The 26,678-nt window shown below is 64.2% G+C and carries 19 protein-coding genes; 13 read left to right on the top strand and 6 right to left on the bottom strand.

The window, feature by feature from the left end:
* Positions 1 to 229: 229 nt before the first annotated feature.
* Complete coding sequence (locus UAA55_RS03720) at positions 230 to 502, top strand: hypothetical protein (RefSeq protein WP_322951320.1); 273 nt, start codon at positions 230 to 232, stop codon at positions 500 to 502.
* A 6-nt stretch (positions 503 to 508) separates the two neighbouring features.
* On the opposite strand, the gene UAA55_RS03715 is transcribed toward UAA55_RS03720, so the two are convergent.
* The gene (locus UAA55_RS03715; protein ID WP_322951319.1) at positions 509 to 1,213 is read right to left on the bottom strand and encodes a TetR/AcrR family transcriptional regulator; all 705 of its coding nucleotides are present in this window, start codon (positions 1,211 to 1,213) and stop codon (positions 509 to 511) included.
* A 242-nt stretch (positions 1,214 to 1,455) separates the two neighbouring features.
* On the opposite strand from UAA55_RS03715, the gene UAA55_RS03710 reads away from it, so the two are divergent.
* Genes UAA55_RS03710 through UAA55_RS03700 form a run of 3 tightly spaced genes read left to right on the top strand, consistent with a single transcriptional unit; the run spans position 1,456 to position 7,271 of the window.
* Complete coding sequence (locus UAA55_RS03710) at positions 1,456 to 2,637, top strand: efflux RND transporter periplasmic adaptor subunit (protein WP_322951318.1); 1,182 nt, start codon at positions 1,456 to 1,458, stop codon at positions 2,635 to 2,637.
* A 15-nt stretch (positions 2,638 to 2,652) separates the two neighbouring features.
* Positions 2,653 to 5,829, top strand: a complete 3,177-nt coding sequence (locus tag UAA55_RS03705; protein ID WP_322951317.1) for an efflux RND transporter permease subunit — start codon at positions 2,653 to 2,655, stop codon at positions 5,827 to 5,829.
* Positions 5,829 to 7,271 carry an efflux transporter outer membrane subunit gene (locus UAA55_RS03700; RefSeq protein WP_322951316.1) on the top strand — a complete coding sequence of 481 codons (1,443 nt, stop codon included), beginning with the start codon at positions 5,829 to 5,831 and terminating at the stop codon, positions 7,269 to 7,271. Before UAA55_RS03705 ends, UAA55_RS03700 begins: the two co-directional genes overlap by 1 nt.
* A 39-nt stretch (positions 7,272 to 7,310) precedes the next feature.
* Here the strand turns inward: UAA55_RS03700 and UAA55_RS03695 are convergent, their stop codons facing one another.
* Positions 7,311 to 7,643, bottom strand: a complete 333-nt coding sequence (locus UAA55_RS03695) for a VOC family protein (RefSeq protein WP_322951315.1) — start codon at positions 7,641 to 7,643, stop codon at positions 7,311 to 7,313.
* Between the two features lie 165 nt (positions 7,644 to 7,808).
* Between UAA55_RS03695 and UAA55_RS03690 the strand changes: the two genes are divergently transcribed.
* A complete protein-coding gene (locus UAA55_RS03690) occupies positions 7,809 to 8,249 on the top strand; it encodes a TM2 domain-containing protein (protein ID WP_322951314.1) in 441 nt (146 codons plus the stop codon).
* A 41-nt stretch (positions 8,250 to 8,290) separates the two neighbouring features.
* Here UAA55_RS03690 and UAA55_RS03685 read toward each other — a convergent pair whose 3' ends face one another.
* Positions 8,291 to 10,135 carry a DUF885 domain-containing protein gene (locus tag UAA55_RS03685; RefSeq protein WP_322951313.1) on the bottom strand — a complete coding sequence of 615 codons (1,845 nt, stop codon included), beginning with the start codon at positions 10,133 to 10,135 and terminating at the stop codon, positions 8,291 to 8,293.
* 380 nt (positions 10,136 to 10,515) lie between these two features.
* On the opposite strand from UAA55_RS03685, the gene UAA55_RS03680 reads away from it, so the two are divergent.
* The 3 genes from UAA55_RS03680 (at position 10,516) to UAA55_RS03670 (ending at position 15,001) form a co-directional block, all read left to right on the top strand.
* The gene (locus UAA55_RS03680; RefSeq protein WP_322951312.1) at positions 10,516 to 11,655 is read left to right on the top strand and encodes a phosphatidylinositol-specific phospholipase C1-like protein; all 1,140 of its coding nucleotides are present in this window, start codon (positions 10,516 to 10,518) and stop codon (positions 11,653 to 11,655) included.
* Between the two features lie 79 nt (positions 11,656 to 11,734).
* Positions 11,735 to 13,210 carry a M20/M25/M40 family metallo-hydrolase gene (locus tag UAA55_RS03675; RefSeq protein WP_322951311.1) on the top strand — a complete coding sequence of 492 codons (1,476 nt, stop codon included), beginning with the start codon at positions 11,735 to 11,737 and terminating at the stop codon, positions 13,208 to 13,210.
* A gap of 351 nt (positions 13,211 to 13,561) precedes the next feature.
* Positions 13,562 to 15,001 (top strand): mannose-1-phosphate guanylyltransferase/mannose-6-phosphate isomerase, encoded by a 1,440-nt coding sequence (locus UAA55_RS03670; RefSeq protein ID WP_322951310.1) that lies wholly within the window; start codon positions 13,562 to 13,564, stop codon positions 14,999 to 15,001.
* A 640-nt stretch (positions 15,002 to 15,641) separates the two neighbouring features.
* Here UAA55_RS03670 and UAA55_RS03660 read toward each other — a convergent pair.
* The 3 genes from UAA55_RS03660 to UAA55_RS03645 form a co-directional block, all read right to left on the bottom strand.
* On the bottom strand, positions 15,642 to 16,097 hold the full coding sequence (locus UAA55_RS03660; protein WP_322951309.1) for a GtrA family protein: 456 nt from the start codon (positions 16,095 to 16,097) through the stop codon (positions 15,642 to 15,644).
* Between the two features lie 706 nt (positions 16,098 to 16,803).
* A complete protein-coding gene (locus UAA55_RS03650) occupies positions 16,804 to 18,042 on the bottom strand; it encodes an ABC transporter ATP-binding protein (protein ID WP_322951308.1) in 1,239 nt (412 codons plus the stop codon).
* A gap of 108 nt (positions 18,043 to 18,150) precedes the next feature.
* Complete coding sequence (locus tag UAA55_RS03645) at positions 18,151 to 18,966, bottom strand: ABC transporter permease (RefSeq protein WP_322951307.1); 816 nt, start codon at positions 18,964 to 18,966, stop codon at positions 18,151 to 18,153.
* Positions 18,967 to 19,147: 181 nt separating this feature from the next.
* On the opposite strand from UAA55_RS03645, the gene UAA55_RS03640 reads away from it, so the two are divergent.
* The 5 genes from UAA55_RS03640 (at position 19,148) to UAA55_RS03620 (ending at position 26,666) form a co-directional block, all read left to right on the top strand.
* Entirely contained in the window at positions 19,148 to 20,236 is a 1,089-nt protein-coding gene (locus tag UAA55_RS03640; RefSeq protein WP_322951306.1) for an SDR family NAD(P)-dependent oxidoreductase, read from the top strand.
* Positions 20,233 to 22,131: an HAD-IIIA family hydrolase gene (locus tag UAA55_RS03635; RefSeq protein WP_322951305.1), complete on the top strand. Its 1,899-nt coding sequence runs from the start codon at positions 20,233 to 20,235 to the stop codon at positions 22,129 to 22,131. The genes UAA55_RS03640 and UAA55_RS03635 overlap by 4 nt, the downstream gene beginning before the upstream one ends.
* Positions 22,128 to 23,111, top strand: a complete 984-nt coding sequence (locus tag UAA55_RS03630; protein WP_322951304.1) for a GHMP family kinase ATP-binding protein — start codon at positions 22,128 to 22,130, stop codon at positions 23,109 to 23,111. The genes UAA55_RS03635 and UAA55_RS03630 overlap by 4 nt, the downstream gene beginning before the upstream one ends.
* 97 nt (positions 23,112 to 23,208) lie before the next feature.
* The gene (locus UAA55_RS03625; RefSeq protein ID WP_088875108.1) at positions 23,209 to 24,447 is read left to right on the top strand and encodes a glycosyltransferase family 2 protein; all 1,239 of its coding nucleotides are present in this window, start codon (positions 23,209 to 23,211) and stop codon (positions 24,445 to 24,447) included.
* Between the two features lie 482 nt (positions 24,448 to 24,929).
* A complete protein-coding gene (locus UAA55_RS03620; protein ID WP_322951303.1) occupies positions 24,930 to 26,666 on the top strand; it encodes a hypothetical protein in 1,737 nt (578 codons plus the stop codon).
* Positions 26,667 to 26,678: the final 12 nt, after the last annotated feature.

Raw genomic sequence — 26,678 nt, 5'->3', positions numbered from 1 at the left:
AGGCGGTGTCTGACACGGTCACGGGGATCGATAACGGCGGTTGGAGAACGGCGCGGAGCCTGCTGCGCCCCATGACTACCGCGTCCGGCCCGGGAACGCCAAGGCCGATCGCGTCCCACCCTTCACCGGGACGCCTACATCCATACGCAGGGATAGGCGGCAGACCCCTGGATTCTATGGGGCGGAGTGATATTCTTCACAGACGGGAGACAAAACTACTGGATGCGAAATGACCGGCGCCAGTGACAGTTCGACCGACGACGGTGAAATCGTCAGTGTCGACACCAGCGACCCCACGGTCGCCTGCCTGTCCATCGTCAGCTGGTCCATGGCCATCGCGGCCCTGGGCGCCATCGTCCTGTTGGCCCTGGTCCTGATGCTGCTGAACGTGTCGCAGTACATCTTCCTGATGGCGTGGATCATCGGCGCGCCCTTCGCCGCCGCGGCCGCCGCCCTGGCCGTCCTGTTCGTCCAGCTGAACCAACGCCGCCAGCATGGCTGAGGGGCCTCAGCGCGGGCACAAGCCGTGAAGGAACAGGTGCACCACCTGCTGGACGTAGGTGTGGCGGTAGGCGGCGTCGCCCAGACGGGCCGGGTTGATCTGGCCCTCGAACGAATACCCCGCCGTGACCATGCCGAAGAAGATGCGGGCGGCGGTGACGGGGTCATCCACCACGACCAGCCCCTGGTCCGCCGCCCGGCGCAGATAGTTCGCCACCTTGTCGCGGGACTGGTCGGGCCCTGTGCGGAAGAAGCCCTCCAACTGGTCGGGGAACAGCCGCCCCTCCGCCACCAGGATGCGGTTCATGGCCATGACGTCCGGCTGTACCAATGCCTCCAGGAGCGAGGTGCCGAACTGAACCAGCACCTCTTCCGGCGGGCCGCAGCTTTCGGCGATGTCGTTCATCAGCTGGCTGATGTGGCCGGTCACCACCTCCAGCACCGCCAGGAACAGTCCTTCCTTGCCGCCGAACAGTTCGTAAAGCGTGGCGCGGGACCCGCCGGACAGGGCCACGATATCGCCCAGGGTCGCGCGCTCGAACCCCTTTTCCATGAAGACCTTCAACGCCGCGTCCATCATGGCGCCGCGCCGGGCCTCCGCCCGGCGGCCCAGCTTGGGTGCAGGCGTCGCATCGGATCCGGAAGGGACGCCGGATGGCGCATCGGGCGTCCCGGTCAAGGGGGACAGTGGGGCGTGGGCAGAGGGGGTCATCGTTTTTTCATAGCTTAATCAAAGGCCCCGGTGACGCCCGTCACAGGACTGTACTGTATGATACAGTACATGAACATCATCGGGCAAGGACGGGGCTTCCGTTCCTTGCATCTTGCCTATCTTTTTCCCCGTTCCCTTACCACCCCCGGGTTGTCCCGGCTGAAACGCGTTTTGCCCGCGCGTTTCGGCGGCACCCGAAGGGATGGTCGGGGCGGGGCTGACTTTCGGTGGAAGAGGCTTTGATGACGCTCACTATTCCCAGGGTGGCCTTGGTGGCGACGCTATCGGTGGCGGCGGTGACGCTGGCCGGTTGCGGCGAGAAGAAACAGGCGCCGCCCCCACAGGGGCCCGTCTCCGTGGGGGTCGTCACCGTGGCGCCCCAGCCCGTGACCCTGTCGACCGAGCTGACCGGCCGCACATCCGCCTTCCGCGTGGCGGAGGTGCGCCCCCAGGTCAGCGGCGTCATCCTGAAGCGGCTGTTCACCGAAGGTGGCGACGTCAAGGCCGGCCAGCAGCTGTACCAGATCGATCCCGCCCCCTACGAGGCGACGCTGGCCAGCGCCAAGGCCAGCCTGGCCCAGGCGGAGGCCACGGTGAAATCGGTCAAGGCCAAGGCGGAGCGTTATGCCGACCTGGTGACGGTCAACGCCGTGTCCAAGCAGGACTACGACGACATCACGGCCAGCCTGGCGACCGACCTGGCGGCGGTGGACGCCGCCCGGGCCCAGGTCAAGACGGCCCAGATCAACCTGGACTACACCCGCGTCTACTCCCCCATCAGCGGCCGCGTCGGCCGTTCGTCGGTGACGGAGGGGGCGCTGGTCACCGCCGACCAGACCACGGCGCTGGCCACCGTGCAGCAGCTGGATCCGCTGTATGTCGACGTCACCCAGTCCAGCGTCGACCTGATGCGGCTGCGCCGGGAGATCGCCGCCGGCCATGTGAAGGGCGCCACCGCGGGCGACGCCCCCATCAGCCTGCTGATCGACGGCCTGGGCGACCAACCCTACGGTGAGCCTGGCCGCCTGCAATTCGCGGACGTGACCGTGGACCAGACCACGGGCATGGTCACGCTGCGCGCCACCGTGCCCAATCCCAAGGCGGAATTGCTGCCGGGACTGTTCGTCCGGGCGCGGGTGGAGGAAGGCGTGCGCGACCAGGCCATGCTGGTGCCACAGCAGGCCGTGGTGCGCGGCGCCGATGGCGGCACCACCGTCTGGGTCGTGGGCCAGGACAACAAGGCGACCGTCCGCCCCGTCACCACCACCCAAGCGCAGGGCGACAAGTGGGTGGTGACCGGCGGCCTGAATGCCGGTGACCGCGTGGTGGTGGAAGGCGTTCAGCGCCTGCGCCCCGGCGCGGACGTGAAAGCGGACGAGGTGAAGCCCCAGGCCGCAGCCCCCGCCACCCCGCAGCCGCTGTAAGGCAGGGTCCACCCCATGTCAAAATTCTTCATCGACAGGCCCGTGTTCGCCTGGGTCATCGCCATCGTCATCATGATGGCGGGCGCGCTGGCCATCAACACCCTGCCCATCGAGCAGTTCCCCCGCATCGCGCCCCCGTCCGTGGCCATCACCGCCAGCTATCCCGGCGCCTCGGCCAAGACGCTGGAGGACACGGTCACCCAGGTGATCGAGCAGAAGATGAACGGCATCGATCATCTTCGCTACATGTCCTCCACCAGCGACAGCTCGGGCAACGTCACCATCACCCTGACCTTCAACGCCGAGGCCGACCCCGACATCGCCCAGGTGCAGGTGCAGAACAAGCTGCAGCTGGCGACGCCGCTGCTGCCCACCGAAGTGCAGCAGCAGGGCGTGCAGGTCAGCAAGTCCGCCAAGAACTTCCTGATGGTGCTGGCCTTCTTCTCCCCCACCGGGCAGTTGAGCGACACCGACGTCGGCGACTTCGTCGCGTCCAACCTGCAGGACCCCATCAGCCGCCTGGACGGCGTCGGCGACATCACCCTGTTCGGGCCGCAGCACGCCATGCGCGTCTGGCTGGACCCGAACAAGCTGGCGGCCGTGCAGATGACGGCGGCCGACGTGACCACCGCCATCGGCGTGCAGAACAAGGCCGTGTCCGCCGGCCAGGTCGGCGGCCTGCCCTCCGTCCAGAAGCAGCAGCTGAACGCCACCATCATCGCCCAGACCCGGCTGGAAACGCCGGAGCAGTTCGCCAACATCATCCTGCGCGTGAACACCGATGGGTCCAAGGTCCTGCTGAAGGACGTGGCGCGGGTGGAGCTGGGCAGCAACAGCTATGAGACCCAGGCGCGCTATAACGGCCACCCGGGCGCCGGCCTGGCCATCAAGCTGACCACCGGCGCCAACGCGCTGCAGGTGGAAAAGGCCATCAAGGCCAAGATCGAGGAACTGCGACCCCTGTTCCCCGAGGGGCTGGAGGTCGCCTACCCCTACGACACGACGCCGTTCGTGCGCCTGTCCATCCATGACGTGGTCGAAACCCTGCTGGAAGCCATCGTCCTGGTCTTCATCGTCATGTTCGTGTTCCTGCAGAGCTGGCGGGCCACGCTGATCCCCACCATCGCCGTGCCGGTGGTGCTGCTGGGCACCTTCGGCGTGCTGTCGGCCTTCGGCTTCACCATCAACACGCTGACCATGTTCGCCATGGTGCTGGCCATCGGCCTGCTGGTCGACGACGCCATCGTGGTGGTGGAGAACGTGGAGCGCGTGATGGCGGAAGAGGGCCTGTCCCCCCGCGAGGCCACACGCAAATCCATGGGGCAGATCACGGGCGCCCTGATCGGCATCGCCCTGGTGCTGTCGGCCGTGTTCGTGCCCATGGCCTTCTTCTCCGGGTCCACCGGCGCCATTTACCGCCAGTTCTCGCTGACCATCGTGTCGGCCATGGGCCTGTCGGTGCTGGTGGCCCTGGTCCTGACCCCGGCCTTGTGCGCCACCCTGCTGAAACCCGCCGCCCACCACGGCAGCGGCGCCGTGGAAACGGGCCCCTTCGGCTGGTTCAACCGCGGCTTCAACCGCCTGTCCAACGGCTACGGCAGCGCCGTCGGCCATGTCAGCCGCCGCACGCTGCGCTATCTGCTGGTCTATGGCGTCATCGTCGCGGGCATGGTCTTCCTGTTCATGCGCATCCCCAGCGGCTTCCTGCCGGATGAGGACCAGGGCTTCCTGTTCGTGCAGGCCGCCACGCCCCCCGGCGCCACCGCCGAGCGCACGCTGGAAGCGGCCAAGGCCATGGAAAAGCACTTCCTGGTCGATGAGAAGGACAATGTGGCCGGCCTGTTCACGGTGGTGGGCTTCAACTTCGCCGGCCGTGGCCAGAACTCCGCCTTCGCCTTCGTCAACCTGCGCGACTGGTCGCAACGGTCCCGGCCCGACCAGAAGGCCGGCGCCATCGCCCAGCGGGCGATGATGAAGCTGATGGCCTACCGCGACGCCTCCATCTACACCATCCTGCCGCCGGCGGTGATCGAGTTGGGCAACGCCTCCGGCTTCGACTTCGAACTGGTGGACCGGGCCGGCCTGGGCCATGAAAAGCTGATGGCCGCGCGCAACCAGCTGCTGGGCATGGCGGCGCAGAGCCCCGTGCTGATGCAGGTCCACCCCAACGGCCTGGAGGACGTTCCCGAACTGCGGGTGAAGGTCGACCAGACCAAGGCCACGGCCCTGGGGCTGTCACTGTCCGACATCAACGGCATCCTGTCCACCGCCTGGGGCTCGTCCTATGTCAACGACTTCATCGACAAGGGCCGCGTGAAGAAGGTCTACGCCCAGTCGGACGCCCCCTTCCGCATGCTGCCCAGCGACATCAGCCGCTGGTACGTGCGGGGTTCCAGCAACCAGATGGTCCCGTTCTCCTCCTTCACCACGGCCTATTGGCAGTACGGCTCACCCCAGCTCGAGCGTTACAACGGCGTGTCGTCGCGCGACATCCAGGGCGTGCCGGCCCCCGGCCACAGCACCGGCGAGGCGATGGCGGAGATGGAAAAGCTGGCCGCAAAGCTGCCCCCGGGCATCGGGTACGAATGGACCGGGCTGTCGTACGAGGAACGGCTGTCGGGCTCGCAGGCCCCCGCCCTCTACGCCATCTCGCTGGCCATCGTCTTCCTCTGCCTGGCGGCCCTGTATGAAAGCTGGTCCATCCCGGTCTCGGTCATGCTGGTGGTGCCGTTGGGCGTCATCGGCGCGGTGGCCGCGGCCAGCCTGCGCGGCCTGGACAACGACGTCTACTTCCAGGTCGGCCTGCTGACGACCATCGGCCTGTCCGCCAAGAACGCCATCCTGATCGTGGAGTTCGCCAAGGAGCAGTACGAGGCCGGGCATGAGCTGATCGACGCGGTGACCATCGCCGCCAGGCAGCGCCTGCGTCCCATCCTGATGACGTCCTTCGCCTTCATCCTGGGCGTGTTGCCGCTGGCCGTGGCCAACGGCGCCGGCTCCGGCGGGCAGAACGCCATCGGCGTGGGCGTGATGGGCGGCATGATCTCGGCCACCTTCCTCGCCATCTTCTTCGTCCCCGTCTTCTTCGTCTCGGTCCTCCGGCGCTTCGGCAAGCGGCCCGCCCCCGGCACACCCGCCTCGGGCACACCCGCCCCCGGCGCCCAAGGCCACGACACCGCAGGACATCCGTGATGACCGTGTTTTCGACCCCCAAGCGCATCGCGGCCATCACCGCCCTGCTGCTCACCACAGCCTGCTCCCTGGCGTCGGACTACACTCGGCCGCAAAGCCCAGTCCCCAGCACCTGGCCCACCGGCCAGGCGTATGAACCAGCGGGGGCATCCGGCGCGCCGTCACCCCTGCAAGGTCCCGACAGTTGGAAGGCCGTGTTCCGCGGCCCCCGGCTGCAGGCCCTGATCGCCAAGTCGCTGGAGAACAACCGCGACCTGCGCGTGGCCCTGCTGAACATCGAGGTGGCGCGAGCGACATACCGGGTGCAGGACGCGGCCACCCTGCCGACGCTGAACGCCGGCGGCAGCACCACCCGGTCCCGCACTCCAGCCTCGCAAAGCGTCACCGGCAGGCCGGTCACGGCCAACAGCAGCCAGGCCCAGGTCAGCGTCACCTCGTACGAGCTGGACCTGTTCGGCCGGGTGCACAGCCTGTCACAGCAGGCCCTGGAACAGTACCTGGCGACGACCGAGGCCACCGCCGGTACCCGCCTGTCTCTGATCGCGGAGGTGGCCAACGCCTACCTGACCCTGGTATCGGACCGCCAGTTGCTGGCCCTGACGCAGGACACCCTGCGCACCCAGGAGGCGACGTACGACCGCAACAAGCGCATGTTCGACCGGGGCAGCAGTTCCGCCCTGGATCTGGCGCAGTCGCAGACATCCGTCGACACCGCCCGCGCCAATCTGGAGCAATACACCCGCCTGGTGGCGCAGGACCGCAACGCCCTGGAACTGCTGGTGGGGGCGCCCCTGACCGACGCGGAGGTCGAGGGCGCCAGCCTGGACGACCAGGACGTGCTGGGCGACCTGCCGGCCGGCCTGCCGTCCGACCTGGTGCTGCGCCGGCCGGACATCCGTCAGGCCGAGCACACGCTGAAGGCGGCCAACGCCAACATCGGCGCCGCCCGCGCCGCCTTCTTCCCGCAGATCACGCTGACCGGCAGCTACGGCACAGCCAGCGCCGGCCTGACCGACCTGTTCGCGCCGGGCAGCAGCGCCTGGAGCTTTGGCCCCAGCATCAGCCTGCCGATTTTCGACAATGGGAAGAACCAGGCCAACCTGGACTCCGCCAAGGCCACCCGCGACATCGACGTGGCCAACTATGAGAAGGCGGTGCAGACCGCCTTCCGCGAGGTGGCGGACGCCCTGGCCGCGCGCGGCACGCTGGATCGTCAACTGACGGCCCAGACCTCGCTGGTGAAGTCCAGCCAGCTGACCTACGACCTGTCGACCAAGCGCTACGATCGCGGCGTCGACAGCTTCCTGACCCTGCTGGACGCCCAGCGCAGCCTGTACAGCGCCCAGCAGAACCGCATTTCCGTGCAGCTGTCGCTGCTGGAAAACCGGGTCACCCTGTTCAAGGTGCTGGGCGGGTCGGAGACCGCGCCGGCGGTGGAGTGACACCTGTCGAGGCGCAAACCCGGCCTGAGCCTTATGCGCTCAGCGCCGGGATGCCAGGTTGAATAGCAGGCCTTGGGGGTCGCGCACATGGCAACGCGGTACGGCCAGGTCGCGGTCCACGATCACGCAGCCGGCGGCCAACAGGTCCGACAGCGCCTGGTCGAAATCATCCACCAGGAATTCTAACACCGGACCAACGGAGGCGGCAGTTTCCAGGTAAAGGCGGAACGCGCCGGTCTCCAACCCCACAAGCGTCGGGGTGCGGTGGAAAACGGAAAAGCCCAGCACCTTCTCATAGAACGCGGTGGCGGCTGCCAGATCGGGCGTCTGGAGCAGCACATCCCGCGTCGCGGCAATCCCCGTCAAGGCCATGTCCCGCCTCCCCCGCTGTCATTTTGGGGCCTCGCAAGGCCCGGCCATCATATGACATCCCGGCGACAGGGGCATCAGCGGCTTCCCCTCCGCTGGCGGCCTGATTATTCTACTGGAGGGTGCAGGCATGGAGTGCCGGCCCAACAGGCATGAGGTTGGGGACAAATGCTGGGGACCATTCTTTCTTATTCCACGCACACCGGCGACGGCGTCATCAGCGGTGCCGACGGCCAGCGCTACACCTTCCGCCGCAATGACTGGCGGTCGGAGGCGGAACCGGTGAACGGGCGCAAGGTCGACTTCGTGGGCGTCGACGGTGTCGCCCAGCAGATCTACGCCGTGGCGAGCCCGCCGATGGAAAAGAACAAGCTGGTGGCCTGCCTGCTGGCGTTTTTCCTCGGCACCTTCGGTATTCACAAATTCTATCTGGGCTACACCACCGCCGGCATCATCATGCTGCTGGTGTTCCTGTTCGGCTTCATCCTGCTGGGCATCCCCTCGGTCATCATCGGCCTGATCGCCTTCATCGAGGCCATCCTCTACATCGTGAAGTCGGACGAGGAGTTCGAGGCGGTGTACGTGCGCGGCAACCGCGCCTGGTTCTGACAGGGGGGCGCCCGGTTGAACCCGCGCGCCCCATTCCGGACTCACGCCGCCTGGCGCGCCTTGATGTAGTCCCGGATGACCAGTGACAATACGTCCAGCGGCATGCTGCCGGACGACAGGCCGGCGTGGTGGAACTCCCGGATATCGAACTTCGGCCCCAGTTCCTTCCGCGCCTGGTCGCGCAGGCGCACCCATAGGGTATGGCCGATCTTGTAGCTGCAGGCCTGACCCGGCCAGGCGCAGTAACGGTCGGTCTCGCGCGTCATGGCGCTTTCGGTGTCGCCCGTCAGCTCGACCATGTATTTGACCGCCTGCTCCCGCGTCCACCGCTTGTGGTGCATGCCGGTGTCGATGACGCAGCGGCCGGCGCGGAACAGCAGGAACTTCAGGTAGCCGATGCGGCCCATGGGCTCCTTTTCGTACATGCCCATCTCGTCGGCCAGCTGCTCGGCATAGAGGGCCCAGCCCTCGCCGTAGCCGGAGAAGAACATGTTGGAGCGGTAGCGGGGGATGCCCGCCGTCTCCTGCGCCAGGGCCACCTGCAGGTGGTGGCCGGGAATGCCCTCGTGATAGAGGGTGGACGGCAGCGCCCACTTTGGCCACTCACCGGTGTCATGCAGGTTGAAGTAGATGGTGGCCGGCCGCTTGCCGTCCAGCGAGGGCGACTGGTAGTAGGCCAGCGGCGCGCCGGCGTCGATCTGCGCCGGCACCGGCTTCACCTCCGCCTTGGCCTTGGGCAGGGTGGAGAAGTATTGGGGCAGGTGGCCGACCACGTCGGCCAGGCGCACGCCCAGGTCGGCGATCAGCTGGGCCTTGCCTTCCTCCGTCTTGGGGTAGAAGGAGGCGGGGTCCTGGTACAGGGCCTTGATGCGCTGGCCCACCGTGCCCCGGGTCAGGCCTTGCGCCTTCAACACCGCGTCCAGGCGGGCGGTGATCTCGCGCCCCTGGTCCACGCCGATCTTGTGCACCTCCTCCGGCGACAGGGTGGTGGTGGTGTTGGCGCGCAGGCCGTCGACATACCAGGCGTCGCCGTCCTTGACGTGCCAGACGCCGGCGTCGTGCGTCGCCTGCCCGCGCGCGGCCTCCACCGCCGCGATCTGGCGGTCCAGGGCCGGCAGCACCTTGGACGTGTAGATGCCGGCGGCGCGGGCGGCCCAGTCGCCGTCGATGCCCTTGGCCTTGGCGCGCTTGGCGACGGAGGACACCAGGTCCGACTTGTCGGCATCGACGCGCAGGGCGCGCATCTGGGTCAGGGTCGTGTCCAGCAGGAAGTCCGGCGCCACAACTCCAGCACCCCGGTCGTGGTCCAGGCGCTCGGTATCCTGGTCCAGCGCGGTGGCGAAAGCCTCCAGCCGCGAGAGATAGGCCTCCGCATCGTCCTTGGTGGCGATGGGGTGCTTGGTGTCCAGGAAGGTGGGGGTGGACTGGTAGCAGCCGGTCAACTGGCTGATGGCATAGGGGGAGCGTTCGCCCGGCCGGCCGAAGTCGAAGCGCTTGTAGGTTTCCAGCCGGTTGGACAGGACGTAGGCGACGCAATCGTAATTCACGGCGTCGATGCCGACCAGGCTGCGTCGGTCGATGCCGGCCAGGCGGCGCATCTGGCTGGCGGCGGCCTCACGTTCCACCGCCAAGCCGGCGGCCGAGCGGTCGCCCAGGCGGCCGCGCAGGGACGCCAGGTCGCCCGTGTCCAGGCCCAGGTTGGTCGCGGCCTCGGGCCGACGCCGCAGATCCTCCTGGAAGAAGGTTTCCAACAGCGCCGTCAGGGAGGCGCCGGCGCCGGACGAGGCGGAAGTCTGCGCCCAGGCGGGCAGTGTGGTGGACAAGGCTGTGGCGGACAAGGCGACGGCAGCGGAACTGCCAGCCAGGAACTGGCGACGATTGACCATGAAACTCTCCCAACGGATGTGCCCCTGTTTTGCCGGAGAGTATGCGCAAAATTTTGATGGATGAAAGCCGGACCCCACCATCAAACAGGCCGCCCGTCCGTTCCGGGGCCAGGCGGGTGAGCCGTATCCATTATAAATTGTTCGCTCACCATCCCCCCACCACCACTGGCGCAAACAGACCACCCGACGCGGTGCCGAATCGGGCGGGCAGCCCGGAAAATGACATCCGCCCGCCGACCGGCACCGGGGCATGAATGCGGCCCCGCCGCCGCTCCTATTCCGCCACCCGTCCCAGGAGGCCCCTGCCGAGCGTCAACTGTCATGGCTCTGAAACCATTCATGGTTAGCCTGCGCCAAGCCATTTTAGGAACACGCCCCCCATGCCTTTTTCCCGTTCCCTGCTGTTGGCCGCCGCCCTGGGCCTTACCGCCTGCGCCACCAAGGCGCCCGAGAACACCGTGGCGACAAACCAGGTCGCCATGAACCAGATCCAGGTCATCGGTACCCACAACAGCTATCACGCCGGCATCGCCGCCAATGAATTGGTGTTGTGGCAGAAGACCCGTCCGGAGCTGTACGCGGCCCTGGATTATCACCACCAGCCGCTGACGGCCCAGCTGTCGGCTGGCGTGCGGCAGGTGGAGCTGGACATCTACGCCGACAGCCAGGGTGGCCTGTACGCCCATCCGGCCGGCCCGGGCCTGGCGGCGCAGGCGGGCCGGCCGGCCGACCCGCCCTTCGACCCCGGCCACGTCATGGACAGGCCGGGCTTCAAGGTCATGCACATCCAGGACCTGGACTACCGCAGCTCCTGCCAGCCCTTCACTCAATGCCTAGCGGAAATCCGCGCCTGGTCGCGGGCCCACCCCGGCCATGTGCCCGTCTTCATCCTGATCGAAACGAAGGAAGAGGTGTTGTCCCTGCCCTTCCCCACGGTCAAGCCCGAGGCGCTGACCCCCGCCAGCCTGGACGCCCTGGATGCGGAGATCCTGTCGGTGTTCAAGGCCGATGAGATCATCACCCCCGACCGGGTGCGGGGCAACGCCGCCACCCTGAACGCCGCCGTGCGCGACCATGGCTGGCCCAGCCTGGAAGAGGCGCGGGGCAAGGTCGTCTTCCTGCTGGACCAGCGCACCGTGAGCGCCCGCTATCTGGAGGGCCATCCCAGCCTGAAGGGCCGCGTCGCCTTCACCAACGCCCAAGCCGGGCCCCAGGGTGCCAGCGATGACGCCGCGTTCATCGAGATGAACGACGGCCCGGGTGACGCCATCACCGCCCTGGTGCGCCAGGGTTACCTGGTGCGCACGCGTTCCGACGCCGACACCAGGGAGGCGCGGACCAACGACACGCGGCGGCGTGATGTGGCGCTGGACAGCGGCGCGCAGATGATCAGCACGGATTACCCCGCGTCCGAACCAGCGGCCAGCGGCTTCGTCGTCGGCTTGCCGGGCGGGGTCGCCGCTCGCTGCAACCCGGTGACGGCCGACGCCGGCTGCCCGTCGGGCGACCTGGACCGGTAAGGGAACGGCGGCGCTTGCCAGGGGGCTGAAACCGTTATCTATTCTTCCCGCCTACAATAAACATCGGAAGCGGCAGGCGATGAAGAAGACGAACGGATGGCGGGCGCTGGCCCCCGCCCTGGCCCTGGGCACGGCGCTCAGCCTCAGCATGAGCGGCACGGCGTCCGCGGCGGACGCGGCCAAGACGACCGGGGAAGTGGAAGGCATCAAGGTCGACCTGACCCGGCCCGACTGGGTGGCCTTCCGCAACCTCTACCAGCAGCTGGTGCAGACCAACACCACCCTGTCGGCCGGCAGCTGCACGGCGGCGGCCCAGAACATCGCCAACCGGCTGACCGCCATCGGCCTGAAGAAAAGCGACGTGCGCGTGCTGGTGCCGGAGGGCCGGCCCAAGGACGGGGCGCTGGCGGCGGTGCTGCCCGGGAGCGATCCGGCGGCCAAGCCCATCCTGCTGCTGGCCCACATCGACGTGGTGGAGGCCAAGCGCGAGGATTGGCAGCGTGATCCCTTCACCCTGGTGGAGGAGAACGGCTATTTCTACGGGCGCGGCAGCAGCGACGACAAGGCCATGGCCGCCGTCTTCGCCGACCTGCTGGTCCGACTGCGCCAGGAGGGCTTCCGGCCCAAGCGCGACATCAAGCTGGCGCTGACCTGCGGCGAGGAGACCAGCGACACCTTCGACGGTGTGGCCTACCTGCTGGCCCACAATCGCGACGCGCTGGAGGCCGAGTTCGCCCTGAACGAGGGGGCCGGCGGCAGGCTGGACAAGGACGGCAAGTATTTGGCCCTGGAGATCCAGGCGGGGGAGAAGGTCTACCAGGACTTCACGCTGGAAACGACCAACCCCGGCGGCCACAGTTCCCGGCCCAGCAGGGACAACGCCATCTATCACCTGGCGGCGGGCCTGAACCGGCTGGCGGCCTTCGATTTCCCCGTGGCGCTGAACCCGGTCACCAAGGCCTACTTCACCGCCCTGTCTCCGGTCATCGGCGGTCCGGTTGGGGCCGACATGATCGCCGTCACCAAGGACAATCCCGACCCGGCGGCCATCACGCGCGTCAGCCAGGACGCTGGCTGGAACAGCACGCTGCGCACCACCTGCGTCGCCACCATGGTGACCGCCGGCCACGCGCCCAACGCCCTGCCCCAGCACGCCCAGGCCAACGTCAACTGCCGCATCCTGCCGGGCCAACCCCTGGAAGAGGTGCGCCAGACCCTGATCAAGGTGCTGGACGACCCGGCCATCAAGGTGACGGCGGTGGGCCAACCCAGCCCCGTCTCCCCGCCGCCAGCCCTGACGCCTGCGGTGCTGGACCCGGTGAAGGAGGTGGCGGCCAAGATGTGGCCCGGCGTGCCGGTGGTGCCCACCCAATCCACCGGCGCCACCGACGGCCGCTTCCTGAACGCCGCCGGCATCGCCACCTATGGCCTCAGCGGCATGTTCCGCGACCCGGACGGCAGCGGCGTGCACGGCCTGAACGAACGCATCCGCGTCCGCTCCCTCTATGAGGGGCGGGAGTTCCTGTACGCGGTGGTGAAGAAGTACGCGGGGTGACGAAACGGCCCCCGGCGGCGCCGGTCCGCCGGCGGGTCCAACCGCTACCGTGTTTATTCCCGGTCGGTGGAGGGTAGACATTCACACCGGCCATGTCCTGCCAGACAGGCGCCGTCGCGCCTGTCCGCAAGGTTGTCCATTTGCTCTTCCGTTACTGATCGCTTATATCGCCCGCATGGGTACGCATTTTAAAATCTTCCCGATCGAGGATAAATCGCCAGAAAGACTCCAAGCTTCTGGTTTGTCGTGTGATTAACTATTCAGATAATACCGGTTGAACCAATCACACCCCAATAAGGGTTTCGCATTATGAGTATCGTGGCAACCGATGATCACGCGTTTCCGGAGCTGATGAGCGCCTCCCACCGGGTGGGGCTCATCCAACCCGTCCTGCTGTCCGGTGGTGTCGGTTCCCGGCTCTGGCCGGTGTCACGCGAACGGTACCCAAAGCAGCTGCAAACCATCCATGGCAAGCGGTCTTTGATCCAGGACACGGCATTGCGCGTGGGGGAGACGACCCGCTTCGCGCCGCCGATGATCGTTTGCAATGAAGACCATCGCTTCATTATCGCGGAGCAGTTTCGGGACATCGCCGTCCAACCATCCGCCATCATTCTGGAGCCCGTCGGCCGAAACACCGCGCCCGCCGCCGCCGTGGCCGCCCTGGTGGCCTGTGATGCCGACCCCGACGCCATTCTTCTCCTGCTTCCCGCCGACCACGCCGTCCTCGATCAACCGGCCTTTCAGGCGGCGGTGGCCAGAGCCCACAGCTTGGCGGCACAGGGCCATCTGGTGACCTTCGGCATCGAGCCGCGATATCCGGAGACGGGCTACGGCTATATCCAGCGGGGCGCATCCATTCCCAAGGCCACCAACGCCTTCCATGTCGCGGCCTTCATCGAAAAGCCGGACCTGTCTAGGGCGGAGGCCTTCATCGCCAGCGGGGACCATTATTGGAACAGTGGCATGTTCATGATGCCAGCCCGCATTTTGATCGAAGAGCTGCGGCAGCACAGCCCGGAGACCTTGGCCGCGGTGCGCGACGCGTTGGACCTGGCGAAACAGGACACGGACTTCCTACGCCTGGACGCCACCGCCTTCGCCCGGGCGCCCAATCTGTCCATCGACTACGCCGTCATGGAAAAAACGGACAGGGCGGCCATGGTTGCCGCCGACATCGGCTGGACCGACGTCGGCACGTGGTCGGCGCTTTGGGACATCAGCGCCAAGGATCAGAATGGCAATGCCACCGTAGGCACGGCGATACACGTTGACGCCAACAACACCTATGTACGCTGCGATGACGGGCGCGTCGCCGCCGTCGTCGGCGTGGACAATGTTATTCTCGTCACCACCGATGACGCCGTCCTGCTTGTGCACCGAGATCGGGCCCAGGATGTGAAGCATGTCGTTGATATCCTGAAGCGGGACAGGCGGACCGAGTACTTGCAGCACCGCAAGGTTCATCGCCCCTGGGGCTCCAGCCAGAGCCTGCTCTCCGGCCATCGCTACGAGGTGAAGCGCCTTTCGGTGAAGCCCGGCGGCAAGCTGTCGCTTCAGAAACATCATCATCGGGCGGAACATTGGGTGGTGGTCAGCGGCGTGGCTTTGGTGACACGGGACAAGGAGCAGGTGCTGGTCCGCGAAAACGAGTCCATCTACCTGCCGTCCGGCTGTGTTCACCGGCTGGAGAATCCGGGCAAGCTGCCGCTGGAATTGATCGAGGTGCAGTCTGGAGCCTACCTGGGCGATGATGACATTGTTCGACTGGAGGGGGACGGCCATCCCTGACGCGTCACAGACGTGCAACCAACGGGTGGGGCCGGGGCTCCGGCCAAACGTTCCGATCCGGCCCGCCGTGCCGGAATACTGCCGTGCCACACCTACGGGGCGCCGGCCCTTCTTAACAGAGCCGGTCTCATCAGCCACCAGTACGCCGCCGCGATCGCCAAGCGCTGCAATCACATAGTCATGCGCAACATTCCCGCAGCGCGTCCGCTGCCCATTAGCTGCGGCCCAGCGGCGCCTGGATCCGGGACGGCCATTCAAGGCCAGCCCGCCTCCGCCTTGGCCGTCCAAATCCGGATCAGATTGTGGCAGATGCCAGGCCGTGTCGCCAAGCCGTGAAGGGATTCACCACCGGCATATTCGGCAACCACTGGCGTTTGAACGCGATGCTGTGAACCTGGTGCTTCACCATGACCTTGCTCCCGCAAGGCTCGACATCGCGGCCATGACCATCCCAACAAGTTCAAGGCTGGATCACCCGCCAGGTCAGCAAGACCACCACCGTCATCAAACAAGAGATGAAGCGCCGCCATTGAGCCCTTCATCGGGCGCCTCAGGGCTGAACACCGCACGGTGCCGCTTCCGGCCGGAATCTCAAAGCCGCAGGACACTCATCCGGGTAATGCCGGAGTCCCTAAAATATTCAAGTCGCCTTTGAGCGCAACCATGACTGAACGCGGGACCGTATTCCCACGTTGAAGCTAAAGTACGTATGGGCGGCATATGAGTAGATAGTCACAATCACTATAGAGATGATGTGGGCGGCAAATTTATTTGTAATCCCTTTTATATGCAGAAATGATGAGAAATCTGCCTTTATAAACTCAAGCATTATTAGGGAAATCTCAGCAAATACGGCCGAAAGGCCCATACCGATTAAAGACACCCAAGTAAATGTCAAGAATTGACCCCAAATGGAGCGCCCATTAAATTTGTAATTGAAGATATAATTCATCGCGAAGCTGACGAACATGCCGGCCACGGCCGCCAGGAAGACGGCCAGCTGATAAGGCAATTTCACCAACTGCTGATAATCATACAGCAACTTTCCGCTCACCAGACTAACCAGCGCCGCCGAGCCGCCAAAAAGCAGGAACATCAGGAACTGCCTGGAGATACATATTTTCACGAGGCCACCGAGCACCACAAATCCTCCAAGCAATATTTCCCGCCGATCGGTTGCCGCCGACGGTCGCGATTCGCCTAACATCCGTAGCCCGCGTGACGCAGCTAGATCGGGTTACCTAACCAGCCCGTCAATTCGACATGCGATGTCGCGAAGCGCCTTGAGCCGCCCATACAGGTCCGTGCTGTCCTAATTCCACTATGTCATACAGCATAGCGATAAAATGAGGTGAAAAGCATAAGGGAGATTCATGTTCTGTTCTAGGGCAGCCTTGGGTTTTCCTCACGGGAAAGCGGCATCGAAGGCCGGCCCGGGCCAACAGCCCGGCGCTACGGGCCAAGGCTGGCGTTCCCGATACTGTCATCTTCCGGACCAAGCCCGCCATCGCCCCGGACCAGGTCCGTGCCGCTCATGGATGATGCCGGCCACGACACTGATCCGCGCGGCGGGATCAGCGCGCTGCGCCTGGCCCTTGCCGCCCAAGCCCTGGATGGCAAGAGGCGGCCACCCTCATGCCTGCGCCGCGGCTTCGGATTTGAGCGGGTGTCGACCAGAACCTTGGCCACCGGCTTGGCACCGGAAGCGCGGCAGACCGTCACTTGGCGTAAAGATACCAACACTTCGCTTATTATTCGCGAGCGATCCACGATCAATTCTCTGGCTCTGGCGAGCTCAACGGTTAGTCACTCATGGCGGCGTTCGTAGCCGGAAGCGCCGCCGCCTCGCTGACCTCGACCGGGTGCAGATCCACGCCAAGCATCGGGATGCCAACCAGACCCCGGACAATATGGCTGGACGCCACGTCGAAAATCAGCGCCTCGTCATACCAATGATGCTGCACGTGATCCTGCTGGGTGCCATTGGCGATGGCGCAGCAGACCGAATACTGTCCGGTGGGTAGGTAGGGCATTTCGAAGCGGAATTCGGCGTGCAACTCCTGACCCAGCCGCACGGCGACGGGATCGTTCACATAATGCAGGTACGTGTTGTCGCCGAAGAGGTTCTGCCCCAACCGGTCACGGATATAGAAACCGACGATGGGGGACGACAGTTCATCCGCGATGCTGCACCGGATCTGGAGGATGACCTCCTCCCCGCCATGCATGATCTGCAAGGGCAGCCGATTGGCGTCGAGGAACCGGACACTTTCAATGGTGGCGCCGCGGCGACCATACCAGCTGGCTTCGGGGTCGAACGAGAACACCTGGATGGGGTTCACCGCCTTGGGCAGACTGACTGTCGAGGCAGGCCGTTCCATGGTGGACCGGCGGCGACCGCCGATCTTGAAGGATGCCCCGTTGTCCCGTTCCCGATCCAATGACGCCAGGTAGTTGTCGCAAACCACCTTGGCATCACCAATCTCCTGCACCTCGCCCCCGTCGATCCAGATGGCGCGGTCGCACAAAGATACGACCGAACTCGGCGAATGGGACACGAAGATCAGGGTGCCATTCTCACGGAACTTGCGGATGAAGCGCATGCACTTCTGCGTAAAGGCCGCATCACCCACCGCCAGGATTTCGTCCACGATCAGGATGCTGGCATCCACATGCGCGGCGACCGCGAAGGCCAGACGGGCATACATGCCGCTGGAATAGAGCTTCACCGGCAGGTTGATGAAATCACCGATGGCGGCGAATTCCGCGATTGACTGGAAGCGGTCTTCAATCTCCTCACTGCTGAGGCCCAAGATCGCGGCCGACAGGCGCACGTTTTCCGCCCCGGTGAATTCCGGATTGAAGCCGGCCCCCAACTCCAGCAACGCGGCGATGCGTCCGTGGGCGGTAACACTGCCGGTCGTGGGCTGGATGATGCCGGCGGCCAACTGCAGGAAGGTGGATTTGCCGGCGCCGTTGCGCCCAACCAAGCCTACGGACTCGCCTTTCCGAATCTCGAACTCACCCCCCGCAAGGCCCAATACTCCTCATAGAAGCGACGCCAGCGAAACAGCATCTGCTTCAGGCGGTCTTCGGGGCGCTTGTAGATGAGATAGGCCTTGCCAAGGTCTTCGGCTTTAAGGGCGATTTCAGAGGACATCAGCGAAGGCCTTCCGGCTGCGGGCGAACCAGGCGTACCCTAGGGATGCGATGAACAGCGCATAGGCCCATAACCCCAGGTAATCCAGCAGATCTGGGAATTGCCCCAGGAAGATAGCGGCGCGCATCTGTTCCAGAGTCAGCGCGATGGGGTTCAGCTTCATCACCAACTTGAACGAGTCCGGCACGGTTTCCGGCGCGTAGAAGATCGGCGTCAGGAACATCAGCAGCGACGTGGCGACACCGACGATGTGACGCATGTCGCGGATGAAAACCCCCAAGGACGCCAGAAACCAGGCGACGCCCAGCGTCGCCACGCCCAAGGGCAAGATGATGAAGGGAACATAGATCAAGCCGAAAGACAGCGATCCCGTCGTCACCAACTGCACAATCAACAGGATGGCCAAGCCGAAACCGGCGTTCACGATGTTGACCAGGATGCTGACGATCGGGAGGATCTCCAACGGAAAGATCACTTTCTTGACGTAAGAGGCGTTCTCCAAGATCAGCGTGGGCGCGGCGTTGACCGTCTCGCTGAAGATGGAAAAGGTCACCAGCCCCGAGAAGATCAGCAGGGGATAGCTGGCGGCCGACAGGGATCCCGTCCAGCGCGAGTGAAAAATCTGCGTGAAGACGAAGCCATAGACCGCGAAGGTCAGCAGCGGCGTCAAAAGGGACCAGACCATGCCAAGCATCGTGCCTTGCCATTTGGCGCTGAGCTGTCGGGCGGCGAGGCGCAGGATCAAACGCCGGTTGGCGTAAAGGCGGCTGGTGATTGACGGCGACATCACTGCGGCAGTGGACATCAAGAAGCCTCGGGCAAAACGCGACTCGGATTGACAGAGCCGCCAGGGCGCAAAGGGCCAACGCGCCCCGGCGCCCGACGGCGTGGAAACTTTAGAGGCCGGGTATACGACGTCGCCCGGCGAGACTCAAGTCAACCTGCCCCTCGTCGCGGCATCTCCATAATCCGCCGGCCCGGCACCCATGGCATCGCCCCCGTTAACCAAGCCCCCCGCCGCCACGGCCCGGATGGCCGGGGTGATTGCGCTGGCAGGGACAGCCCAGTATGGTGGCGGCCCGCAGTATCAACCGAAGACGACGCCAATGGTAATGTTTGTAACGGGAGCCGCAGGGTTCATCGGCAGCCATCTTGTCGACCGCCTGCTCGCCCAAGGTCATCGCGTCATCGGCGTGGACAACATGATTCGCGGCACCCGGGCCAATATCGCCGCCGCCCTGGCCAATCCCGCCTTCCGGTTTCTGGAAGTGGACATGGCTGACCGCCAGGCCATCCGGACCGTCCTTTATCCCGTGTTCGAGAGCCTGGCCGAGCCTGTGCACACGGTCTGGCATCTGGCCGCCAATTCCGACGTGGCGGCCGGCGTGGCGGATCCCGGCATCGACCTGAAGGACACGTTCCAGACCACGTATGAAACCGTGGCGCTGATGCGTGCCTTCGACATGAAGGAACTGGCGTTCGCGTCCACCTCGGCGGTATATGGCAACCATCCCGAGCAGTTGGTGGAAACCATGGGGCCGCTGTTGCCCATCTCCGCCTATGGCGCCATGAAGCTGGCAAGCGAGGCGCATATCAGCGCCGCGACGGAGTCCCACATATCCCGGACCTGGATCTTCCGCTTCCCCAACGTGGTCGGCAGCCGAGGCACCCACGGGATCATCTATGATCTGCTGGGTAAGTTGCTGAAGAACCGAGAAGAGCTGGAAGTGCTGGGCGACGGTTCCCAAAAAAAGCCCTACCTGCATGTCAGCGACCTGATCAACGCCATGCTATTCATCCGCAACAACGCCACGGAAAAGCGCGCCCTTTACAATATCGGACCAGAAGACGACGGCGTCACCGTCGCGTCCATCGCGCAGGCGGTGCTCGACGCTTCCAAGACCGGCGCCCGCCTGCGCTATACCGGCGGCAACCGCGGCTGGGTGGGCGACGTTCCTCGCTTCTATTATTCCGTCGAAAAGCTGGCCAAGCTGGGTTGGCGGCCCAGCGGTTCCTCCGCGCAAGCGGTGAGCCGCGCGGTGGCGGAACTGGTGGTCGAAAGGGGATTGATTTGATCCAGGCGGTCATTCTTGCCGGTGGCGGCGGCACACGGCTGAAGTCCGTCACGGGCGACCTACCCAAACCGCTGGTGGATGTGTGCGGCACGCCGCTTCTGGGCCGGCAGCTGGAAATGATCGCGCAATCGAGTATCCGCGACGTGCTGGTGTTGACCGGCTATGGCGCTGGCGCCATAGCCGACTATTGCCAGGACGGCGCCAAGTGGGGGCTGAACCTGCGTACCGTGGCGGAGCCCCAGGCCCGCGGCACCGCCGGTGCGGTGCTGGACGCGCGTGACTTACTGGCGCCGACCTTCGTGGTCTTTTATGGTGACACCGTGCTGGACGTGGACGTGGACCGGCTGCTGGCCCATCACCACCAGCATGGCGCCGACGCCACTCTATTCCTGCATCCCAACGATCACCCTTATGATTCCGACCTCGTTGATCTGGATGCGGACGGTAGGGTGCGCCGCTTCCTTCCCTACCCCCATCCCGAGGGGATGGACTATCACAATATCGTCAACGCCGGCCTCTACGTGCTGGAGCGGGACGCGGTGCTCGCGACCGGCGGGTTGCCGGACAAGCCGGATTTCGGCAAGCACGTGTTCAGTCGCATGCTGGCCGAAGGTCGCACCTTGCAGGGCTATGTCAGCCCCGAATACGTCAAGGACGCGGGTACGCCGGACCGCATCGCCAAGGTCAGGACGGATATCGAGAAGGGCCGGGTGGCCCGCATGTCCCTGCGCCATCCCGTGCCGGCCGTGTTCCTGGACCGGGACGGCGTCCTCAACGTGGAGAAGGGCCGCATCGCCCGGCCTGAGGATCTGGAGTTGACGCCCGGCGCGGCCCCCGCCTTGGCGCGCCTCAACCGCGCGGACTATCGCACGGTAGTAGTCACCAACCAGGCCATCGTCGCGCGCGGCGACTGCACGCTGGAGGAACTGGACGCCATTCATGCCCGGCTGGAAACGCTGCTGGGCGCGGAGCGGGCCTTTTTCGACCGGCTGTATTTCTGTCCGCATCATCCGGACAAGGGCTTCCCCAAAGAGGTCGCGGCGCTGAAGATCGTATGTGACTGCAGGAAGCCCGCCCCGGGCATGGTCCATTCAGCCGCGCGCGACCTGAACATTGACGTCGCCCGTTCCTGGATGATCGGCGACAGTTCCAGCGACATGGGGCTGGCCCGGGCGTGCGGCATGGGCGGCATCCTGGTCCGCAGCGGCCACGGCGGCAACGACGGCAAGAGCACAGCCCTGCCCCACCTGGTGGTCGACGACTTGGCGGCGGCCGTCCGCTTCATCCTAGACGCATGGCCGAAGCTGGAAGCGCGGCTGGATGGCCTGGCCGCGGACCTGCGGTCCGGCGACGTGGCGCTGATCGGCGGCAGCGCCCGGTCGGGCAAGAGCGTGCTGGCCCAGTGCCTGGCCCTCCACCTGGCTCGGCAGGGACGGCGCGCCGTGGTACTCGGCCTGGACAGCTGGCTGAAATCCCACGACCAGCGGGATGATGGCGTGCTGGGCCGGTACGACCTGCCGGCGGCGGATCGGGCCCTGACGACCCTGCTGGCCCGCGGCCCGGCCGTGACGCCGCCGCGCTATGACACCGCGACGCGTCTCAGCCATGACGGCACGGAGGCCATCAGCCTGGCGGCGGACGATATTCTCATCATCGAAGGCGTGCCGGCCCTGACTCAGGACGCCTGGCTAGCCAAGGCCCGGAAGCGCTGGTTCGTTGCCGCGGACGAAGATGGGCGCAAGCGTCGCTTCTTCCAGGAGTACCGGCGCCGGGGTTGGTCCGATGACCTGATCGAGGCAACATATCAATCGCGTATGCAGGATGAGCTTCCCGTGATCCTGGCTAGCAAGGACCAGGCCGAACAAATTATTAGCCTTGACGGAATTTTAGAATGATCATTACCAAGACCCCGTTGCGCCTGAGCTTTGTTGGTGGGGGCAGTGACATTCGGGAATACTATAAGGAAAATGGCGGCGCGGTGCTGAGCACCAGCATCGACAAATTCATCTATATCACCGTCAACAAGCGCTTCGATCACACGCTGCGCATCAGCTACGCCAAGACCGAAGAAGTTGACCATGTCGACCAGATTGAGCACCGCATCGTCCGGACGGTGCTGCAGAAGCTGGATGTGGATGGCGGCCTGGAAATCACCTCCATCGCCGACGTGCCCTCCAGGGGCAGCGGACTTGGATCGTCCAGCAGCTTCACGGTTGGCCTGTTGCACGCCGTGCACGCCTTCAAAGGCGAATACCGTTCCAAGAACGACTTGGCGGCCGAGGCGTGCGAGGTCGAGATCGAAATCCTTGGCGAACCCATCGGCAAGCAGGATCAGTACGGCGGCGCCATGGGCGGATTGAACATCATTCGCTTCAACCCCGATGAGACGGTGGATGTAGAGCCCGTCATCATGCCGCCGGGCTCGCTGCAGCGGACGGAAGAGTCCATGCTGATGTTTTACACCGGCATCACGCGGTCGGCGTCGGCTCTGCTGGAAAAGCAGACTGCCACGATGCGCTCCGACCAGGACAAGCGCCGCACCATGGACCGCATGGTGGGCTACGTCGATGTGCTGGCACGGGAGCTCAACAGTGGCAATGTCGACGCCCTGGGCGAAATCCTTCACGAGAACTGGCTGCTGAAGAAAAGCCTGAGCGAAGGCATTTCCAACCCGCTGATCGACGACAGCTATGAGGCGGCACGCAAGGCCGGTGCCCTGGGTGGCAAGCTTCTAGGGGCCGGCGGTGGTGGCTTCATGGTCTTCTATGCCCCCCGTGAACGCCACCCCGAAGTCATCAAGGCGTTGTCCCACCTGCGCCCCATTGATCTCGCCTTTGATCGGCGTGGCAGCAGTGTAATCTTCTATCACAACTGATATAGACAACGTGTGCGGCCTCGGCCTACCTGGCACCTGAAACTGCCAGCCCTTTTTGATGGGCCGCCGAGGTTAGCGATAGGAAGGGTTATTAACCATGTGTCCCGATGTGTTCGACCGGTCGAAGCCTATTACTGAGACCCAGTTGCTCGTCCCTGAGAACGACGCTACCGACCCTATCCTGTCCATCGTCATTCCGGCCTTAAACGAGGAAATATCGATCAGCCAGTTCATCGACTGGTGCCATGAGGGGATCCAGGCGGCGGGCATCGCCGCCGAGATCATCATCATCGACAGTTCCAACGACCGGACACCGGACATCGCCCTGGCCAAGGGCGCCCGCGTCATCCGCACGCCGAAGCGGGGGCTGGGGCAGGCTTACATCGATTCCCTTCCTTTCATTCGTGGCAAGTGGCTGCTGCTGGGTGATGCGGACTGCACTTACGATTTCCGTAAGATCACGCCCTTCATCGAAAAGTTCCAGGAAGGGTACGAGTACATCATGGGTTCCCGCGTGAAAGGTTCGGTTGAACCCGGATCGCGCCCGCCCCTGCATCAGTATTTCGGCGCGCCGGTCACCAACTGGGCGCTGAACATGATCCACGGCACCCATTTCAGCGACATCCACTGTGGTATGCGTGGCATCACGCTGGACGCCTTCCGGCGCATGCACCTGCAGTCTAAGGGCTGGAGCTATGCGCCCGAAATGGTGTTGAAGTCCGTGCTGCTGGAACTGAAGACCACTGAAGTCCCCATCCATTTCCTGAAGGAACCTGAGGGCCGCATCAGTCACCTGGCGCAGCGCGGTGGCTGGGTTGAGCCGTGGAAGGCCGGCTGGGCCAGTTTGCAGGTGACCTTCACCTATGGCGCATCAGCTTTTCTGCTGTGGCCGGGCATTTTGCTCGCCTTGCCTGGCCTGTTGCTGATGCTGTTGACAGCCCTTGGCTCGCGTCAGGTGGGTAATGTGCAGCTTGATCTGCACTTCCTTTTCCTGGGCGTATCGACCTTCCTTATCGGATCGGCTTCGATGTACATGGGTATCTTGGCGAAGATGGTGAACGATCTGCACGGACGGCACATCGCCCGCTGGGCATCCGTGTTCACCTTCAATCGATCAGTGAAGGCAAGCGCCTTCACGATCATGGTCGGTCTGGTGCTGGATGTGCTGCTTGTCCACCGCTATGTGCAGAACGGCTATGTCCTGAGTTCGCAAGATGAACAGGTAAGCCATCTAGCCATCTTTGGGTTGGGAATGATCGCCATCGGCTGCCTGACGTTCGGCTTCACCCTCCTGGTCAACGCCCTAATCAAGCGGCTGCAATACCGCCCCATATGACCCCGCCACCAAACTCCGCGCTGTCCACAAGAACCGATTGGTGGACAGCGTGGAGGCAAGAAACATGGCATGATCGCCGGCCCCTGGAGTTGGGGCATGGTCAATATCGGCGGGTGATGGCGGCGAGCCAAGCTGCCCGGATGGGCGTCTCGGAAGGATATCCCCACCAATACCGACACGTTGACGGACACGCTGGATTTCGGGCTGTCGCTTGGTCGGCGCCGATCCGTCAGTGGAGACGGCCGGGCCATTCATCGATCCGCTGTCCCGACGACAGGTAAGCTTGGGCGGGGGCCATTTTCCGCAGCGCCGCCCGTCCGAAGCGCTCAACCGCCTTGATCTTGCGCCACAAAACGATATCCTCCCGCCGCGCATACCTTAAGCTATCCAACGCATCACAGGGATTATCGAAGCGCTTTTCCAGGCACAGGCTTCGTGAAATCTTCGAGAGAGGGATATTTACAGTGATTGTCGGGATACTTATGCCACCTGCCAGCTCCAAGAATTTTCTTAAGAGCATACTTAAGCCAATTTATTTCATTATACTTTTATCTTTTGCAAAAATTGCCCTTATCGCCCCTTTTGAAATCACGACCGAATACACCGACGCCGTGGTCTATGCCCAAGGGGGACTCAAGTTCTTTTGGTCATTCGATCATTTTGATCGTTATTTAGCCTGCCGACAGCCTGTTTATTATCTGTTTGTATATTTTAATTCGTTCACCGGCATACCATTGCGGCTGAGCGTGGAATTCCTATTCCTGCTCGGCTGTTACGCGATGTACGTCGGCATGGGCCGACTGGGCGTTAAGCCCTTTTTCGCCGTTCTGGCGTTCGCGCTTGGCGCCTTTTTCCCGGGTACTTTTGGCGGCTTTGATCGGCTTATGTCCGACACGCTCTATACCCTGCTCATGACCCTCGGGTGCGGCCTCGGTCTTATCCTCGTAGCCACCGTCCGGCATTTGGAGCAGACCGGAACCCTCACGCTCAAGCGGATCCTGGCATCCCCTGTCAGCTGGGGTTTTGGCGTGGTCATGGCCCTAGCCTATAATACCCGGCCCGAACATGTTTACGTAGCTGTGGCGGTGCTGGGCATCGGCCTCATTGCGGCCTGGCAAATGGCCCAGACCAAACTGCGCTTCGCCGCGATTCTGGGCCTCACGGTAATGGCACCGCTCATCAGCATCTTCACGGTGACCTCGGCCATCAAACTGGCCAACTATACGGTCTACGGCTACTATTTGACATTCGATCTGGAATCGCCGGGATATGAAGCGATCCAGCGGTCGATCCTGCGGATCCGCAGTGAACAGGCCATCCCCTATGCCCCCTTCATGAAGGACGCTCGGGAAAAGGCCTACGCCGCCAGTCCTTGCTTCAAACAATTCGAGCCGGGTCTGGAGGGTAGGGCCCTGCGCGATCTGGAACCCTCCGCTTATGCCGATACGCAGGTGAAGGGGCATTTTGGCACATGGTTGAACTGGGCTATCATGTCCGCCATCGGCTCCGTCCGGGAGGAACAAGCCCGTGCCGCTGGCAAGACGGGCCCGGTGCTGGACGACTACGCGGATATGGAGCAAATCTATCTCCAGTGCAGTGCGGAAATCGACAAGGCGCTGGAGGACGGCCGGCTGCCCTCGCGCCCCAGCTTTTACCCTTTCTACCGTGGCTTTTGGGCCGGCATCCCACAAGATGCCTGGAAGTTCTTCAAGGTCTATGTCGGTGACATGGCCCGCCCCACGGCTGTCCACCGCCACATCATCACCGATGAGACGGTTGCCGCCCAGGCCAAGCGGCCGGAAATTGAGGAGCTATTCAATCAGGCGGCCCTGCGTCGGACCTGGCTGCTAACGCCAAAGGGTGGTGGCCCCGATGCCCATCCGATCAATGATGGCATCGCTGCGATCTATACCGGCGTCGCGGCTCGGCTGACGACCTGGGGTACGCTGATAGGCATCGCCACCCTGATCCTGTTGCTCGGCCACCTGATCCGTAATCGGCGCCCCGCCGCTATGTCTTATGCGCCGTTCCACATTGTTTTATTCTTGGGCGGAATGGTTCTCGCGCGGCTGATCCTGATGACGGCCGTCGCCGTCTTGGTTTTCGGCCACAACGACCACCGCTATGTGGAATTGGTGGGCCCTCTCTATCAGTTCTGTTTGCCTGTCTGGCTGCAGTTGTTCCACAGCGCCATCATGGCTTGGCGGAAGCGCACCTAGACCGTTCCGCCA

It is taken from the genome of Nitrospirillum guanabarense, assembly GCF_034653355.1.
In the GTDB taxonomy this organism is placed as follows: Bacteria; Pseudomonadota; Alphaproteobacteria; order Azospirillales; family Azospirillaceae; genus Nitrospirillum.
This window is presented reverse-complemented; position numbering and strand designations above follow the sequence as displayed.